Source organism: Pseudomonas sp. CP-1, from assembly GCF_021213715.1.
Taxonomy (GTDB): Bacteria; Pseudomonadota; Gammaproteobacteria; order Pseudomonadales; family Pseudomonadaceae; genus Pseudomonas; species Pseudomonas aeruginosa.
Window position 1 is genome coordinate 114,663 of sequence record NZ_JAJQKY010000004.1, and the last position, 15,439, is coordinate 130,101.

The following is a 15,439-nucleotide window of genomic DNA, read 5'->3' on the forward strand; positions in this document are numbered from 1 at the left end:
TCTTCGTACGGGAGGGGGCGAACTACTCTATAGAGCAGCCGAGGCTGCTCTTTTCGTTTCACGGACTCCCACCATGACCGACACCCAGGCTGCCGCCGAACGCATCGCGCAACTGCGAACCGAACTGGACACCCACAACTACCGTTACTACGTGCTCGACGAACCGAGCATTCCCGACGCCGAATACGATCGCCTGTTCCGCGAGTTGCAGGCGCTGGAGACCGAGTACCCGCAACTGCTGACGCCCGACTCGCCGACCCAGCGGGTCAGCGGCACGCCGGCCTCGGCGTTCGGCGAAGTGCGCCATGAGATCCCCATGCTCAGCCTCGGCAACGCTTTCGAGGAGCAGGACCTGCTGGACTTCGACCGCCGCGTACGCGAAGGACTGGCCGACCTGTTGCCTGGCGGCGACCTGCTCGGCGGTGGCGCGGAGGTCGAGTACAGTTGCGAGCCGAAGCTGGACGGCCTGGCCGTCAGCCTGCTCTACGAACGCGGCCAGTTGGTGCGCGGCGCCACCCGCGGCGATGGCAGCACCGGCGAGGACATCACCAGCAACGTACGCACCATTCGCAACGTACCGCTGAAGCTGCACGGCGAAGGCTGGCCGGAGATCCTCGAAGTGCGCGGCGAGGTGTTCATGTCCAAGGCCGGTTTCGAGGCGCTCAACGCCAAGGCCGTGGAAACCGGCGGCAAGACCTTCGCCAACCCGCGCAACGCGGCGGCCGGCAGCCTGCGCCAGCTGGATTCGAAGATCACCGCCAGTCGCCCGCTGGAGTTCTGTGCCTACGGCTTCGGCCAGGTCAGCGGGACGCTGCCGGACACCCAGGTGGGCATCCTCGAGGCGTTCCGCGGCTGGGGTATCCCCATCAGTCGCGAGCTGCGCCTGGTCAAGGGCGCCCAGGCCTGCCGCGACTACTACGACGACATCGGTCGCCGACGCGATGCGCTGGCCTACGAGATCGACGGCGTGGTGTTCAAGGTCAACCGCATCGCCTTCCAGCGCGAACTGGGCTTCCGCGCGCGCGAGCCGCGTTGGGCGATCGCCCACAAGTTCCCCGCGCGCGAGGAGTTGACCGAGCTGCTGGGTGTCGAGTTCCAGGTCGGCCGCACCGGCGCCGTGACCCCGGTGGCACGCCTCAAGCCGGTGCAGGTGGCCGGCGTCACGGTGTCCAATGCGACCCTGCACAACATGGATGAAGTCGCCCGCCTGGGCCTGCGCATCGGCGATACGGTGGTGATCCGCCGTGCTGGCGATGTGATTCCGCAGGTCATGCAGGTGGTGCTCGAGCGCCGCCCGGCGGATGCGCAGGCTATCGAGGTGCCCGAGCATTGCCCGGTCTGCGGCTCGGCCGTGGAGCGGACCCAGTTGGTCAAGCGCAGCAAGGGCAAGGAGTTGATCAGCGAGGGCGCCATCTATCGCTGCGTCGGCCGCCTCTCCTGTCAGGCGCAGTTGAAGCAGGCGATCATCCATTTCGTATCGCGCCGGGCAATGGACATCGACGGTCTTGGCGACAAGATCGTCGAGCAACTGGTGGATCGCGGGCTGGTCGCCTCGCCGGCGGATCTCTATACCCTGACCTATGAACAGGTGTTCGAGCTGGAAGGGTTCGCCGAGCTGTCCACCAACAACCTGCTGGCGGCCATCGCCGATAGCCGCAAGCCTTCGCTGGCGCGCTTCATCTTCGCTCTGGGGATTCCCGACGTCGGCGAGGAAACCGCCAAGCTGCTGGCGCGTTCGCTGGGTTCGCTCGAGCGGATCGGCAAGGCGCTGCCGGAAGTGTTGACCTACCTGCCGGACGTCGGCGCCGAGGTAGCCTACGAGATCCACAACTTCTTCGCCGACGAGCACAACCGCCAGGTGATCGCCCAGTTGCGCGATGCCGAACATGGCGTGCAGTTGCAGGAAGAGGGCGAGGTCGCCGCGGAGTTCGCCGCCTGTGCCTCGCTGGCCGGTTTCATCGACAAGCTGAACATTCCCTTCATCGCCGCCACCGGCGCGGAAAAGCTGGCCAGCCGCTTCGGTTCGCTCGACGGCATCATCCGTGCCGACTGGCTCGATCTGCGCCAGGTGGAGCGTCTGCCCGAGCGAGCGGCGAAAAGCCTGCGCGATTTCTTCGACGAGCCGGCCAACGTGCAGCGTGCCCTGGCCATCGAGGCGCAGTTGCGTGAGTTCGGCATGCATTGGCAGAGCGAGCGCAAGGCGGTCGAAGGCCTGCCTCTGGCCGGGCAGACCTGGGTGCTGACCGGCACCTTGGAGGCGATGAGCCGGGACGTAGCCAAGGACAAGCTGGAAGGGCTCGGCGCCAAGGTGGCCGGCTCGGTGTCGGCCAAGACCCACTGCGTGGTCGCCGGGCCCGGCGCCGGCTCGAAGCTGACCAAGGCCAACGAGCTGGGCGTGAAGGTGCTCGACGAAGACGGCCTGCTGAAACTGTTCGACGAGCACGGCGTCGCCCGCTGAAGCGGCGGCGCTGCTGCGAAAGATTTCCGAAGACTGGAGTGAACGATGGACAAGGCAAGAAAGCAGCGGTTGCTGGGCGTGCTCGCATTGGTGGTGCTGTTCGGCGCCTACGTGGGTTGGAGCGAGCGGCCGCGCATCCTGCTGCATTACAGTGGCCAGGCTTCGGCGCCGATCGCCTACAGCTACAAGGAGCAGGGTGTGGAAACCTTCTCCGGGGAGATCCGGCCCGGCCAGGTCCGCGAGTTTCCGGTGAAGCTGTTCGGCGGCAGCGATTACCGGATCGCCTTCTCCTTCCATCGCGGTGAGGAGAAGTATGCGTCGTTCAGCACCAAGCCGGGCTGGGGCACCCTGGACCTGTATGTCGATACCGAGCTGAGCGTATCGACCCAGCCGCCGCCGGAGGGTCTGATCCAGCAGCAATGAACCGCTTTCGCGAAATGGATTGCAAACGTAAGTGCTTGAAGTGGTTGTAACTTACGCGCAAGCCGGTAGAATGGCGCGGCCTACCCGAGGGTAGGCTGCAATGGTGGCCCTGTCGGTCCCCCCGCAACGATTACCCGTCAACCTGGTCAGGTCCGGAAGGAAGCAGCCACAGCGGGAACATTGTGTGCCGGGGTGTGGCTGGCGGGGCCGCCTCCATTTCTTAAGCCCTTAATTCTAAAGGGTTTTTCTGCTTATAATTCTGAGAGTGTGTACACCTAGCTAGATGGTACACCTCGCTCGGCATTCTAGTCGGTTGTTTTTCGCAAAGCACTGATTCCTATGCGCAGCTATCCGCCGCGTCGGTATCTTTGGGTCGCTCGGGACTGGCTACTAGAGCTTAGGTTGATTCCCACTGCCCGGATGGTTTCCGGTCCTTTAGATAGCAACTGGCCGGCCTGGCTCTCATGGCTAGTTGCTATCTAGGTGCCGTCCAAGCACAGCCCCTGCCGGGTGGGTGGCTACCCTACGCTGACGGTTTTGACCGAAGCACTGGAATACAGATTGACGGCCATTAGCCACATTGACGGCATGGGTTTTTGGGCTAGGCTGCAAGTTGATATCGCTTTGATATCGCCATTGGGAATCAAACGGAGTTTGATAGCTATGAGCAAAGCCCCTATCGGAACCACCGGCCGGACAGGCGAGCGCTGCCCTGAAAGTGGTGTGTGGAGATCGCAAGATGTCCCGTCGACGACTGCCCCCATTGCAAAGGGAAACGTGTTTCCGCCGCACAATGGTAAAGCCGTGACGTGGCAATTGACGTCCTACGCGTAGAGCAAGTGAAGAAGCCCGCTACTGCGGGCTTCTTCATAAATCTGTAAGTAATTCTGACAGCGAGATGTGCAATGCATCCTCTAGGACCTTGATGGTGTCCAAACTCGGATTACTCAAAAGAGTCCGTGCTAACGGGGTAGAACCCGTCGTCGGTGCTGGCTCGAACGTAGGCGATGGTGGCGGCTCGATGGATAGAGGCTCGCATTTTTTACAAAAAATGGCCGGTGGGGGTGTGGCCAAGTGATCCAAAAGGGATCCGAAACAGTGATCCAAAGCGCTCCCAAAGGCTAAAGCCCTGGCTATAGAATGTGATCCCCGATTGATAGTCGTGCGAAGAGCAGAAAACGCTAGAAGTCAGGAGTGGCGGGGTTTTCAGGTCCCCCCGCAACGATTACCCGTCAACCTGGTCTGGTCCGGAAGGAAGCAGCCACAGCGGGAACATTGTGTGCCGGGGTGTGGCTGGCGGGGCCGCCTCCATTTCAGGCCCGCCATTTTTCGCAGGCCGTCGACGCTCTTATCGGTAGCGCTGCAGTATCTCCTCGATCTCTCCGCTGCGCTTCATTTCCTCGAACGTCTTTAGTATCGCTTCCACCGGAACCTCCGCGGAATCCCGCACCAGGCAGCTCACCGCCGTTTCCTCGAGCTGCGCGGCTTCCTGGAGTGGCGGCTGCCCCGGCGCCTGGCGGTTGCTCCAGTGCAGCGACAGTTGATGGCTGACCGCGTAGCGGTAGCGGCCGGCGCGCAGCTTTTCCAGCACCAGATCCTGGGTGCGCGCATCGTCGCGGCGCAGTCGGCCGATGTCGAACAGCGCTTGCAAGCGGGGATAGCTGTAGCCAAGGACGGTACCGATACGCTGGGCCGGCAGCGCCTCGGGAATCGGCGCGAAGCCTTCGCGGGCGACCAGGATGTCGCGTTGCACCAGCAGCGCGACGCTCCAGCGATAGCCGGGGAAGTCGTGGCTGAGCCAGGCGGGGCTGATGTAGCAGCGGACATCGATTTCGCCAGCGTTCATCGCCTGCTCGATGCGCCCGCGCGGGTAGGGGTGGTAGAGCGCCTTGCGGCCGACCTGCCGGGCAAGGGAGCGGGTGATGTCGTAGACGATGCCGTCGATCGGCTGGCCCCGTTGCAGGCGGACCAACGGCATGCTCCAGCTTTCCATCACCGAGAAGCGCAATGGCGTCGCGTCGGCCTCCGCGGCCGTCGCTGGCAGGGCCGCGAGCAACTGCAGCAGGAGCAGCGCCGGTGCGCCGAAATGAGGCATGAACGAAGTCAGGGAGGGTAGAGTCATTGCCACCGACGAGGGCTGCTGAAGGGCCAGGGGAATTCTTAGCACGCAGTTTGCCAAGTCGGCGAGCGCAGAAGGGGTAAATTGCGCTAGCATTGGCCGACTTGTGCTTCCCTTCTGCGACGGTTTTCGATGAGTTATCAAGTTCTTGCGCGTAAATGGCGTCCCCGTTCCTTCCGTGAAATGGTCGGCCAGACCCATGTGCTCAAGGCTCTGATCAACGCCCTGGACAACCAGCGGCTGCACCATGCCTACCTGTTCACCGGTACCCGCGGGGTCGGCAAGACCACCATCGCGCGGATCCTGGCCAAGTGCCTGAACTGCGAGACCGGGGTCAGCTCCACGCCGTGCGGCGAATGCTCGGTCTGTCGCGAAATCGACGAAGGCCGCTTCGTCGACCTGATCGAAGTGGACGCCGCGAGCCGGACCAAGGTCGAGGATACCCGCGAGCTGCTCGACAACGTGCAGTACTCGCCGACCCGCGGACGCTACAAGGTCTACCTGATCGACGAAGTGCACATGCTTTCGTCGCACAGTTTCAATGCGCTGCTCAAGACCCTCGAGGAGCCGCCGCCGCACGTCAAGTTCCTGCTGGCCACCACCGACCCGCAGAAGTTGCCGGTGACCATCCTCTCGCGCTGTCTGCAGTTCTCCCTGAAGAACATGCCGCCGGAGCGGGTGGTCGAGCACCTGACCCACGTGCTCGGAGCCGAGAACGTGCCCTTCGAGGATGACGCCCTGTGGTTGCTCGGGCGCGCCGCCGACGGCTCGATGCGTGACGCCATGAGCCTGACCGACCAGGCCATCGCCTTCGGCGAGGGCAAGGTGCTGGCCGCAGACGTGCGGGCGATGCTCGGTACCCTCGATCACGGCCAGGTCTATGGCGTGCTCCAGGCCTTGCTGGAGGGCGATGCGCGCGCCCTGCTCGAAGCGGTGCGCCACCTGGCCGAGCAGGGGCCGGACTGGGGCGGCGTGCTTGCCGAAATACTCAACGTGCTGCACCGCGTCGCGATCGCCCAGGCCCTGCCGGAAGCGATCGACAATGGCCAGGGCGACCGCGAGCGGGTGCTGGCCCTGGCCCAGGCGTTGCCGGCGGAAGACGTACAGTTCTATTACCAGATGGGCCTGATCGGCCGTCGCGACCTGCCGCTGGCGCCCGATCCGCGTAGCGGCTTCGAGATGGTGTTGCTGCGGATGCTCGCGTTCCGCCCGGCGGACGCCGACGGCGCGCCGAGGACGCCGCTAAAGGACCTGGGGATCAGCAAGGCCACGACTGATCCCGCCAACTCCCCCGTGGCCGGCGCGGCCTCGCCTGCGCCGGTCGCTGCCGTTGCTGCCGCGCCTGTCGTGGCTGCGCCCGTCGAAGCCCCGGCTGCCCCGCCGGCAGCGCCATCCGCGCCGCCGGCGGCGGTCGAGGTGCGCGTCGCGGAAGCGGTTGTCGAAGAGCCCGCCGCCGCGGCAGAGGTCGTCGACTTGCCCTGGGAAGAGCCGGCTCCGAGCCTCGCTGCCGAGCCCGAGCCCGAGCCCGAGCCCGAGCCCGAGCCCGAGCCGCTAGCCGTGGAGGCTCCCTCGGTCCCTCCGGCAGTGGCGGTCGAGGCGGTGGTGGAAACCGTTCTGGAAGCCCTGCCGGCTGCGTTGCCGGTAGCACCTGACGAGCAGGACGAGCAGGACGATGAGCCACCGCCCGCGGACGACTACTACGAAGTCGACATGGATACCCTGGCCTACCTGGATGCCGCGCCCGAGCCTGACGTGGTCGTGGTGGAGGAGCCGCTGCCGGCGGCGAAGCCGGCCACCGGCCTGGCCGCGGAGTGGCTGGAGCTGTTCCCGCGGCTCGGCCTCGGCGGCCTGACCGCGAGCATCGCTGCCAACTGTACGCTGGTAGCTGCCGACGGCGACCACTGGCATCTGCATCTCGATCCGGGCCAGAGCGCGCTGTTCAACGCCACCCAGCAGCGGCGGCTGAACGATGCGCTGAACCAGCACCTGGGGCGCACCCTCAAACTGGAGGTGACCCTGCAGAAGCCTGAGCAGGAGACCCCGGCCCAGGCAGCGGCACGCCGGCGTGCCGAGCGCCAGCGGGCGGCCGAGGCATCGATCGATGCCGACCCGTTGGTCCGGCAGTTGCGCGAGCAGTTCGCCGCGGTGGTCCGTGACGGTACCATCGAACCTTTGGAAGCCAAGGCCTGACCGGCGCTTGGCGCACGCAACAAGACGACATTCGAGGTGAAGAACATGATGAAAGGTGGCATGGCCGGCCTGATGAAGCAGGCGCAGCAGATGCAGGAAAAGATGCAGAAGATGCAGGAAGAGCTGGCCAACGCCGAAGTGACCGGGCAATCCGGCGCCGGTCTGGTCAGCGTGGTGATGACCGGGCGCCACGACGTCAAGCGCGTCAGCCTGGACGACAGCCTGATGCAGGAAGACAAGGAAATCCTCGAAGACCTGATCGCCGCCGCGGTCAACGATGCGGTGCGCAAGATCGAGCAGAACAACCAGGAAAAGATGTCCGGCTTCACCTCGGGCATGCAACTGCCGCCCGGCTTCAAGATGCCCTTCTGATTCTGCGTTCGTGCCGGGTCCGCCTTCTTAGGACGGCGCCCGGCAGCCATTCCCCTCCCTCTATCCGACGAGTCCTGCATGAGTTTCAGCCCGCTGATCCGCCAACTGATCGAGTCCCTGCGCATTCTTCCCGGTGTCGGGCAGAAGTCGGCCCAGCGCATGGCGCTGATGCTGCTGGAGCGCGATCGCAGCGGCGGCCTGAAGCTGGCCCAGGCGTTGACCGCCGCGATGGAAGGGGTCGGTCATTGCCGGCAGTGCCGTACCCTCAGCGAGGAGGAGCTGTGCCCGCAGTGCGCCGACCCGCGACGCGACGACTCGCTGCTCTGCGTGGTGGAAGGCCCGCTGGACGTATTCGCGGTGGAGCAGACCGGCTACCGCGGCCGCTATTTCGTGCTCAAGGGACACCTGTCGCCGCTCGACGGCCTGGGGCCGGAGGCGATCGGCATTCCCGAACTGGAAGCGCGGATCAGGGACGGAGCCTTCAGCGAGGTGATCCTCGCCACCAACCCCACCGTGGAAGGCGAGGCCACCGCCCACTATATCGCCCAGCTACTGGCCGGCCGCGGCCTGACCTTGTCGCGTATCGCCCATGGCGTGCCGCTGGGCGGCGAGCTGGAGCTGGTCGATGGCGGCACCTTGGCCCACGCCCTGGCCGGACGGCGGCCGATCTCCTGAGCTCTGTGCCTCCCGTATCCGTAGGACGGGCGGCCTATACGCCCTCGCCGATGGCCAGTTTCCCGTATTGAAAACCAAGCAAGCGCTAGGTAAGTTCTGAGGCTCCCATCAGGAGCCCGGCCATGACTGACTTCCAGCAGTACTTCGACGAGTCCCATCAACTGATCCGGGATTCGGTGCGCCGTTTCGTCGAGCGCGAGGTGTTGCCGCACATCGATGAATGGGAGGAGGCCGAGGAATTTCCCCGTGAACTCTATCTCAAGGCCGGCGCGGCCGGGATCCTCGGCATCGGCTACCCGGAAGCCTACGGCGGCAGTTGCGAAGGCGATCTGTTCGCCAAGGTGGCGGCCAGCGAAGAACTCATGCGCTGCGGTTCCGGCGGCCTGGTCGCCGGGTTGGGATCGCTGGATATCGGCTTGCCTCCGGTGGTCAAGTGGGCCCGTCCCGAGGTGCGCGAGCGGGTGGTGCCGGCGGTGCTGCGCGGCGAGAAGATCATGGCCCTGGCGGTCACCGAGCCCTCCGGCGGCTCCGACGTGGCCAACCTGAAGACCCGTGCGGTGCGCGATGGCGATCACTATCGCGTCAGCGGCAGCAAGACCTTCATCACCAGCGGCGTGCGCGCGGACTACTACACGGTCGCGGTGCGTACCGGCGGCGAGGGTTTCGCCGGCATCAGCCTGCTGCTGGTGGAGAAGGGCACTGCCGGGTTCAGTGTCGGACGCAAGCTGAAGAAGATGGGCTGGTGGGCGTCGGATACCGCCGAACTGTTCTTCGACGACTGCCGGGTGCCTGCGGAAAACCTGATCGGCGTGGAGAACGCTGGCTTCGCCTGCATCATGGCCAATTTCCAGAGCGAGCGCCTGGCCCTGGCGGTGATGGCCAACATGACCGCGCAACTGGCTCTGGAGGAGTCGCTGCGCTGGGCGCGCGAGCGAGAAGCGTTCGGCAAGCCGATCGGCAAGTTCCAGGTGCTGCGCCATCGTCTCGCGGAAATGGCCACGCAACTGGAGGTTTCCCGCGAGTTCACCTATCGCCAGGCAGCGAAGATGGCTGCCGGCAAGAGCGTGATCAAGGAGATCTCGATGGCCAAGAACTTCGCTACCGATGTCGCCGATCGCCTGACCTATGATGCCGTGCAGGTGCTCGGCGGCATGGGCTACATGCGCGAAAGCCTAGTGGAGCGGCTGTATCGCGACAACCGGATTCTCTCCATCGGCGGCGGTTCGCGGGAAATCATGAACGAGATCATCGGCAAGCAGATGGGGTTGTAGGGCCGCGTTCTATCAGGTGAAGTCCAGGTCGTAATGCGCCTGGCCACAGTGCAGGCAGTCAAAGCGGTAGATGGCCGGATTGCCGCCGGGCGTATAGGCGTCGACGAGGCGTTGCCAGGTGATAGCCGGCCAGGCGAAATCGGCGAAGCGCTGCGCCAGGCCCTCGGCTCCCAGTTGCCCGATTTCCTCACGCCCCGCGTCGCCGCGAAAGGCGCAGGCATCCTCGCAGCAAACCAGCCAGCGCTCCTGCTGCCAGGAGGTGTAGCCGGGCGTGCGCTCGCAGACTTCGGTGACGATATCCGCGGCGACGCCGGCGTCGAGCAGCGGATAGTCGTCGGAAAAGCTCGCTTCGTAGCGCGCGGCCGCGCTGCCGTCGGCTATGCACCAGGGGCAAAGGCTGCCGGGCGGCAACTCGTGGCGGGAATAGGGCGAACCGGTGTAGACGTAGCCACGAGCCTTGCCACAGCACTGGCAGGTGGTGGCGGAAGCCTCGATGCTGCCGCTGGCGAGCGGTTCGGGATGGTAGCGGAAGTGAGGAAGGGGAGGGTTCATGACGGCCGTACCCTGGAGACTGGCCGTCGAGTATGACGTGCCGGGCAGCCTAGCGGCTACCCGGCGGGCCTGTTCACTCGCTGGCTTCGCGGGCGCCCTGGGGGCTCTTCGGGCGCGGCGCGAAGCGCGCTGCCAGGCGCATGCTGGCGGTGACCACGCGCTGGTAGAGCACTGGCGCCAGGCGCAGCATCACGTCGATCGCGTGGGCGTCGGCGCCGATCAGGATGCGCCGGCTGTCGCGCTGCACGCCGCGCAGGATGACCTGGGCGGCCTTCTCCGGGGTGGTCCGCAGCAACTGGTCGTTGAATTGCTGGCGAGCCTTGTCGGCAGCCTGGCCGGTGACCTTGGCCATGCTCTCGTTCATTCTCGCGGTCTTGGCGATGTTGGTCTTGATCCCGCCGGGATGCACGCAACTGGCGGAGACGCCGGAGTCCTCCATGTCCAGTTCCTGGCGCAACGACTCGGTGAAGCCACGCACCGCGTACTTGGTGGCGTTGTAGGCGCTCATGCCGGGCTGGGCGAACAGCCCGAAGACGCTGGAGACATTGACCACGTGGCCGTTGCCGGAGGCCTTCAGGTGCGGAAGGAACGCCTTGGTGCCGTTCACCACGCCCCAGAAGTTGATGTTCATGATCCACTCGTATTCCGAGTAGTCGCTGCCTTCCACGGTACCGGCGTGGGCGACGCCCGCGTTGTTGAAGATCAGGTTCACCCGGCCATGTTCGCTGGCCGCCTTGTCGGCCCAGGCCTGCACCTGCTCGCGGTCGGCCACGTCGACGACCGCGGTGGAGACGCGTACCCCGCTGCTGGCGAGCAATTGGCGGGTCTCCTCGAGAGCTGCGGCATTGACGTCGGCCAGGGCCAGGTGACAACCCTGCCTGCCCAGCTCCACGGCCAGGGCGCGACCGATGCCCGAGCCTGCGCCGGTGATGGCGGCGACTTTGTTTTCGAACGACTTCATGCGGGTACCCCTTCGGCCTGTTGGCGGGCTTCGTTGCTCAGGGCGGCGAGCGGTGTCGTGGTGAGGTGGTAGGCGGAGGCGTCGAACTGCCGGGTCAGGGCACGGAAGCGCCAGGTGAATCCCGGCCACAGGGTGCAGTTGCGGCCGCTGACCGGATGCAGGTACCAGCTCTTGCAACCGCCCACGCTCCAGACGCTGCGGTCCAGCTTGCGCTGGAGGTATTCGTTGTAGCGTTCCTGCACCGGGGCCTTGACCTCGAGACTGAGCAGTTCGCGGCGCTTCATCAGCTTCAGCGCATCGAGGACGTAGGCGATCTGCGACTCGATCATGTAGACCATCGAGTTGTGGCCGAGGCCGGTGTTCGGTCCCATCAGGAAGAACAGATTGGGGAAGCCGGCGGTGGTAGTGCCCTTGTAGGCTTCCGGGCCCTTGGTCCAGCTGTCCAGCAGGTCGCGGCCGTCGCGACCGAAGACCACTCCGCGGGGGATAGGGTCGTTGGCGGTGAAGCCGGTACCGAAGATGATCGCGTCGACCTCGCGTTCCCGGCCGTTGCCGTCGACGATTCCGTTGGCGGTGACGGCGCGGATGCCTTCGGTGATCACCGTGGAGTTGGCGGCAGCCAGGGCCGGGTAGTAGTTGTGCGACATGAGGATGCGCTTGCAGCCGATGGTGTAGTCCGGCGTGACCTTGCGGCGCAGTTCCGGATCCTTGATCTGCTTGTGGATGTGGCGGATCGCCAGGCGCTGCACCAGCTTCATCACCTGCGGGGCGAAGGTGAAGCCCAGCACCCGCCCTTCGAGCAGGCTGTAGAGGCCGCCGCGCCAGAGCTTCTGCACCAGCGGGAAGCGCCGGAAGCGGCGGCGCTCGGTTTCGCTGATTGCCCGGTCGGGTTTGGGCAGGATCCATGGCGGAGTGCGCTGGTAGAGATCGAGCGCGGCCACCAGCGGCTGGATCTCCGGGACGAACTGGATCGCCGAGGCGCCGGTGCCGATCACCGCCACTCGCTTGCCCTTGAGGTCGTAGTCATGGTCCCACTGCTGGGAATGGAAGACCTTGCCCTGGAAGTTCTCCAGGCCATCGAGGCGTGGATAGGCCGGGGTGGACAGGCCGCCCATGCCGGAAACCACGGCGTTCGCGGTGTAATGGTTGCCCTGGGCGTCATGCAGGTGCCAGAGGCTTTGCCGCTCGTCCCAGGCCAGCTTGCCGATCTCGGTGTTCAGCAGGGTCTTTTCCTGCAAGCGGTATTTTTCCCAGCACTTCTCCAGATAGGCGCGGATTTCCGGCTGGCGGGCGAACATCCGCGTCCACTCCGGGTTCGCTTCGAAGGAGAAGGAATAGACGTGGGATTGCACGTCGCAGGCGCAGCCAGGGTAGTTGTTGACTCTCCAGGTGCCGCCGACGCCGGCGTCCTTTTCGAAGATCAGGAAGTCGTCCTCGCCTTCCTGGCGGAGACGGATCGCCATCCCCAGCCCGGAGAAACCGGTGCCGATGATGGCGACCTTGCAGTGCCGGGCGGCGGCAGGGGTGGGTTGGGTACTCATGGCCAAGCTCCTGTTATGATTGTTTGCTGGCGTATACACTCGTCTACCTGCGAATGTAGACATCTGTATACTTCAGGGTCAAGCCAACCTTAGGTAGGGTCGGCGCGACGCAACGGCCGAACTTGTGGCGCATGGAAACAACCAGGTGGAACATGAGCGATATGAACGAAACGAAGGACAGGGTTGCCGACGCTCCCGGCAAACGCGCCTTGCTGGAGGCGGCCTTGCGCCTGGGCAGCAGCAGCCGCAGCCTGGGGGCCATCGGCTTGCGCGAGCTGGCGCGCGAGGCGGGCCTGAATCCGAACACCTTCTATCGGCATTTCCGCGATATCGACGATCTTGGCCTGACCATGATCCGCGACATCTCTACCCAGCTGCGCCAGCCGCTGCGCCAGCTTCGCCGCGAGGCCGCGACTCGTGCGGCGCCCAGCGCCCGAGCGCAGACGACGCCGTTCGGGCTGGACCTGGAAAGGGGGCGGCGGGTCTGCCGGGAGACGGTGCGGCTGTTCTTCGACTTCGTGGAGAGCAATCCCGCCGCGTTCATCGTCGGCGTGCGCGAACTGCATGGGGCTTCGCCGGTGCTGCGTGGTGCCCTGCGTCAGATCATGGATGAGTTCGCCGAGGACATGTCGGAGGACATCATCGAATTCAGGTTGTTGCCGGCGGTGAGCGAGGCGACCATCCGCCGCCTCTCCAGCCTGATCGGCCGCCAGCTGTTTCAGTTGTCGCTGGACTATATCGGCCAGCCGGAGCGGCGTCGGGAAATCTGCGCCCTGGGTGAGGAACAGATACTGCTGTTGTTCACCGGCGCCGCGGTCCTGCAGATGATGGGCGTTTCGTTGGACGCCGAGGCGTCAGGCCAGCTTGAGCAGGCTCATGCCGGCCAGCAGCAGCAACAGGCCGAGCCAGCCGCGCCAGGCCAGGCGCTGGCCGAACAGCGCCCAGCCCATGGCGACGGTGGCGAGGATGCCGAAGCCGCCCCAGATCGCATAGGCGAGTGACAGCTCGATGTCCTTCACCGCCTGCGCCAGCGCGGTGAAGGCGGCCATCACGCAGAGGATCGAGGCGATCCCGAGGCCGCGCCTGCGGAAACCGTCGGAGTATTTCAACAGCAGGTTGGCGACGACCTCGAGGGCGATCGCCAGGCCGAGCCAGGCGAAGGGAATCCAGTTCAGGGTCAGCATGTGACGGCCTCCCCACGGGGCTGCGCCGGCGTGCCGCTGGCGTTGCGGGTGCCGGACTTGATCAGCAGGATGCCGGCGATCATCACGCCGAGGCCGACGGCCTTGTACAGGCCGATGCTTTCGCCCAGCCAGGCGACGCTGACCGCCGTGATCAGGACGATGCCAATGCCTTCCCAAAGGGCGTAGGCGACTCCGACGGGGACACGCTTGACCGCCAGGGCGAGGAAGAAATAGGACAGGCCGATCATCCCGTACATCAGCAGCATGCCTGCGACAGGGGCGTGGGTGGCGGCCAGTTTCATCGAGGTGGTGCCGATCACTTCGGCGCCGATAGCCAGTAACAGATAGATCCAGGAACGCATGTTGCCCTCCCATGGGCACCGCGGAATGGAGGCCGCGGCCAAAGATGACGAAGAGCGGTGGCGAGGGGCGGGAAAGACCCCGAAGCGCAGGGGCGGTCGCCACCGACAGCAGGTGTCGAGGGAGGGAGCTAGAGGTCGCCGGTCCAGTGACGCTCGCGGGAGACCAGACGGGAAGTGGGGAGAGGTAATGCCTTAGTGTTCAACATAATGAACATGATATTACCTCAGGGCATCGTAAAAAGCCAATCGATAGGAATTGACTAATTATTTCCTCCGTAAAATGGCGGATTCAGGAACGGTAGTCGAAACGGAGGCTTTTCCGTGTGCAATATCCTGTTCTTCTCTCGAATAAGAAACGCCAGGCGGGGCCTGGCGTCGGGGGCGGAGCGGCACTGGCGGAGGCGGGCTTCAATCGGCGAAGGCCAGTTTGTCCTTCCAGTATTTCTCCAGTTTCGCGGTGTCGTGGTCGCTGGGGTGGAAGCCCGGCCGGTAGTAGTCCAGGTAGGGCAGCAGCAGGCGGGTGAAGAAGCCCTTGCGCAGGCCGAACAGGGTGCCCAGGCCATGCTTCCAGGAGCGCCAGTTGAACAATTGGCCGTCCTTGCGTAGCAGGTCGAGCTGGAACCAGCCGATGACGCCGAAGAACATCAGGGTGGTCAGCATCATCACCAGAACCCGGGTGAAGTAGCCGCCGTAGACTTTCTGGTACACATCGTAGGCGACATTCTTGTGTTCGTTCTCCTCGATGGCATGCCACATCCACAGCTTGTACATCTTCGGCGACTGCATCTGGATGGTCAGGTCTTCGCGCTTGAGCAGCTGCGCGGCCATGGTCGCGGTGAAATGCTCGAGGGCGCAGGTGATCGCCAACTGGTGTTTCCTGGTGGTGACCTTGCTGACGTTTTCCAGCAGGACCTTGATCCGCAGTTCGAGGCACTCCAGGTCGACCCCGTGCTCCTCGGCATATTCGTTGTAGGCGGCATGCTCCTTGGAGTGCATCGCCTCCTGGCCGATGAAGGCGCTGACGTCCTTCTTCAGTTGCGGATCCTCCAGGCGGTCGCGCACCGCGCGCACGCTATCGACGAAGAATTTTTCGCCGTAGGGGAAGAGCGAGGACAGGTTGTTCATGAACTGGGTCATGAAGGGTTGGCCGTCCCACCAGTACTTCGGGGTTTCGCTGAAGCTGAAATCCATCCGCCGCACGGGGAAATTGGCGCGAACCGGGGAGGCGGTGCCAGTGGCAGTCATGGCTAACTCCTTTTGTTGTTCTGGGGAGGGGAAACGCACAGGTTTCCTCGGGTTCCCTATGGCGAGTTCGCTATAACACCTCTGAA

General features: G+C 64.7%; 13 protein-coding genes, 2 other RNA genes and 1 pseudogene. 9 read left to right on the forward strand and 7 right to left on the reverse strand.

The window, feature by feature from the left end; translation table 11 throughout:
- Positions 1-73: 73 nt before the first annotated feature.
- From ligA to ffs (LT948_RS09930), 4 genes are all read left to right on the forward strand, one after another.
- A complete protein-coding gene (ligA, locus tag LT948_RS09915) occupies positions 74-2,458 on the forward strand; it encodes an NAD-dependent DNA ligase LigA (protein WP_073657141.1) in 2,385 nt (794 codons plus the stop codon).
- Between the two features lie 45 nt (positions 2,459-2,503).
- Positions 2,504-2,881, forward strand: coding sequence for a hypothetical protein (locus LT948_RS09920; RefSeq protein ID WP_003083354.1), 378 nt, complete (start codon positions 2,504-2,506; stop codon positions 2,879-2,881).
- Positions 2,882-2,991: 110 nt separating this feature from the next.
- Positions 2,992-3,088: signal recognition particle sRNA small type (gene ffs / locus LT948_RS09925), an RNA gene on the forward strand.
- Between the two features lie 998 nt (positions 3,089-4,086).
- An RNA gene (gene ffs / locus LT948_RS09930) (signal recognition particle sRNA small type) lies at positions 4,087-4,183 on the forward strand.
- 46 nt (positions 4,184-4,229) lie between these two features.
- Here the strand turns inward: ffs (LT948_RS09930) and LT948_RS09935 are convergent.
- The gene (locus LT948_RS09935) at positions 4,230-5,096 is read right to left on the reverse strand and encodes a substrate-binding periplasmic protein (protein WP_073657140.1); all 867 of its coding nucleotides are present in this window, start codon (positions 5,094-5,096) and stop codon (positions 4,230-4,232) included.
- Between the two features lie 36 nt (positions 5,097-5,132).
- On the opposite strand from LT948_RS09935, the gene dnaX reads away from it, so the two are divergent.
- The 4 genes from dnaX (at position 5,133) to LT948_RS09955 (ending at position 9,508) form a co-directional block, all read left to right on the forward strand.
- Positions 5,133-7,190, forward strand: coding sequence for a DNA polymerase III subunit gamma/tau (gene dnaX, locus LT948_RS09940; protein WP_031804324.1), 2,058 nt, complete (start codon positions 5,133-5,135; stop codon positions 7,188-7,190).
- 45 nt (positions 7,191-7,235) lie between these two features.
- Complete coding sequence (locus LT948_RS09945) at positions 7,236-7,562, forward strand: YbaB/EbfC family nucleoid-associated protein (RefSeq protein ID WP_003087236.1); 327 nt, start codon at positions 7,236-7,238, stop codon at positions 7,560-7,562.
- Positions 7,563-7,640: 78 nt separating this feature from the next.
- On the forward strand, positions 7,641-8,237 hold the full coding sequence (recR, locus tag LT948_RS09950; RefSeq protein ID WP_003087237.1) for a recombination mediator RecR: 597 nt from the start codon (positions 7,641-7,643) through the stop codon (positions 8,235-8,237).
- Between the two features lie 122 nt (positions 8,238-8,359).
- The gene (locus LT948_RS09955) at positions 8,360-9,508 is read left to right on the forward strand and encodes an acyl-CoA dehydrogenase family protein (protein WP_003111078.1); all 1,149 of its coding nucleotides are present in this window, start codon (positions 8,360-8,362) and stop codon (positions 9,506-9,508) included.
- A gap of 12 nt (positions 9,509-9,520) precedes the next feature.
- On the opposite strand, the gene LT948_RS09960 is transcribed toward LT948_RS09955, so the two are convergent.
- The 3 genes from LT948_RS09960 to LT948_RS09970 form a co-directional block, all read right to left on the reverse strand.
- On the reverse strand, positions 9,521-10,060 hold the full coding sequence (locus LT948_RS09960; protein WP_003103931.1) for a CbrC family protein: 540 nt from the start codon (positions 10,058-10,060) through the stop codon (positions 9,521-9,523).
- A gap of 73 nt (positions 10,061-10,133) precedes the next feature.
- Positions 10,134-11,021 carry an SDR family NAD(P)-dependent oxidoreductase gene (locus tag LT948_RS09965; RefSeq protein ID WP_003087246.1) on the reverse strand — a complete coding sequence of 296 codons (888 nt, stop codon included), beginning with the start codon at positions 11,019-11,021 and terminating at the stop codon, positions 10,134-10,136.
- The gene (locus LT948_RS09970; RefSeq protein WP_003121915.1) at positions 11,018-12,601 is read right to left on the reverse strand and encodes a flavin-containing monooxygenase; all 1,584 of its coding nucleotides are present in this window, start codon (positions 12,599-12,601) and stop codon (positions 11,018-11,020) included. Before LT948_RS09970 ends, LT948_RS09965 begins: the two co-directional genes overlap by 4 nt.
- 122 nt (positions 12,602-12,723) lie before the next feature.
- On the opposite strand from LT948_RS09970, the pseudogene LT948_RS09975 reads away from it, so the two are divergent.
- Positions 12,724-12,891 (forward strand): annotated as a pseudogene (locus tag LT948_RS09975) (TetR family transcriptional regulator); the annotation flags it as partial.
- 525 nt (positions 12,892-13,416) lie between these two features.
- Here LT948_RS09975 and mdtI read toward each other — a convergent pair.
- The 3 genes from mdtI to LT948_RS09990 all read right to left on the reverse strand — a co-directional run bounded on the left by mdtI (position 13,417) and on the right by LT948_RS09990 (position 15,353).
- Positions 13,417-13,746 carry a multidrug/spermidine efflux SMR transporter subunit MdtI gene (gene mdtI, locus LT948_RS09980; RefSeq protein ID WP_003103934.1) on the reverse strand — a complete coding sequence of 110 codons (330 nt, stop codon included), beginning with the start codon at positions 13,744-13,746 and terminating at the stop codon, positions 13,417-13,419.
- Positions 13,740-14,108, reverse strand: a complete 369-nt coding sequence (locus LT948_RS09985) for a multidrug/spermidine efflux SMR transporter subunit MdtJ (protein WP_003087256.1) — start codon at positions 14,106-14,108, stop codon at positions 13,740-13,742. Before LT948_RS09985 ends, mdtI begins: the two co-directional genes overlap by 7 nt.
- A 408-nt stretch (positions 14,109-14,516) precedes the next feature.
- Positions 14,517-15,353: a metal-dependent hydrolase gene (locus LT948_RS09990; RefSeq protein ID WP_003087258.1), complete on the reverse strand. Its 837-nt coding sequence runs from the start codon at positions 15,351-15,353 to the stop codon at positions 14,517-14,519.
- Positions 15,354-15,439: the final 86 nt, after the last annotated feature.

Excerpts from the sequence above, each read along its gene's own strand:
- ligA (WP_073657141.1), top strand. The coding sequence starts at position 74 with ATGACCGACACCCAGGCTGCCGCCGAACGCATCGCGCAACTGCGAACC.
- LT948_RS09920 (WP_003083354.1), top strand. The coding sequence starts at position 2,504 with ATGGACAAGGCAAGAAAGCAGCGGTTGCTGGGCGTGCTCGCATTGGTG.
- LT948_RS09935 (WP_073657140.1), bottom strand. The coding sequence starts at position 5,096 with ATGCTAGCGCAATTTACCCCTTCTGCGCTCGCCGACTTGGCAAACTGC.
- dnaX (WP_031804324.1), top strand. The coding sequence starts at position 5,133 with ATGAGTTATCAAGTTCTTGCGCGTAAATGGCGTCCCCGTTCCTTCCGT.
- LT948_RS09945 (WP_003087236.1), top strand. The coding sequence starts at position 7,236 with ATGATGAAAGGTGGCATGGCCGGCCTGATGAAGCAGGCGCAGCAGATG.
- recR (WP_003087237.1), top strand. The coding sequence starts at position 7,641 with ATGAGTTTCAGCCCGCTGATCCGCCAACTGATCGAGTCCCTGCGCATT.
- LT948_RS09955 (WP_003111078.1), top strand. The coding sequence starts at position 8,360 with ATGACTGACTTCCAGCAGTACTTCGACGAGTCCCATCAACTGATCCGG.
- LT948_RS09960 (WP_003103931.1), bottom strand. The coding sequence starts at position 10,060 with ATGAACCCTCCCCTTCCTCACTTCCGCTACCATCCCGAACCGCTCGCC.
- LT948_RS09965 (WP_003087246.1), bottom strand. The coding sequence starts at position 11,021 with ATGAAGTCGTTCGAAAACAAAGTCGCCGCCATCACCGGCGCAGGCTCG.
- mdtI (WP_003103934.1), bottom strand. The coding sequence starts at position 13,746 with ATGCTGACCCTGAACTGGATTCCCTTCGCCTGGCTCGGCCTGGCGATC.
- LT948_RS09985 (WP_003087256.1), bottom strand. The coding sequence starts at position 14,108 with ATGCGTTCCTGGATCTATCTGTTACTGGCTATCGGCGCCGAAGTGATC.
- LT948_RS09990 (WP_003087258.1), bottom strand. The coding sequence starts at position 15,353 with ATGACTGCCACTGGCACCGCCTCCCCGGTTCGCGCCAATTTCCCCGTG.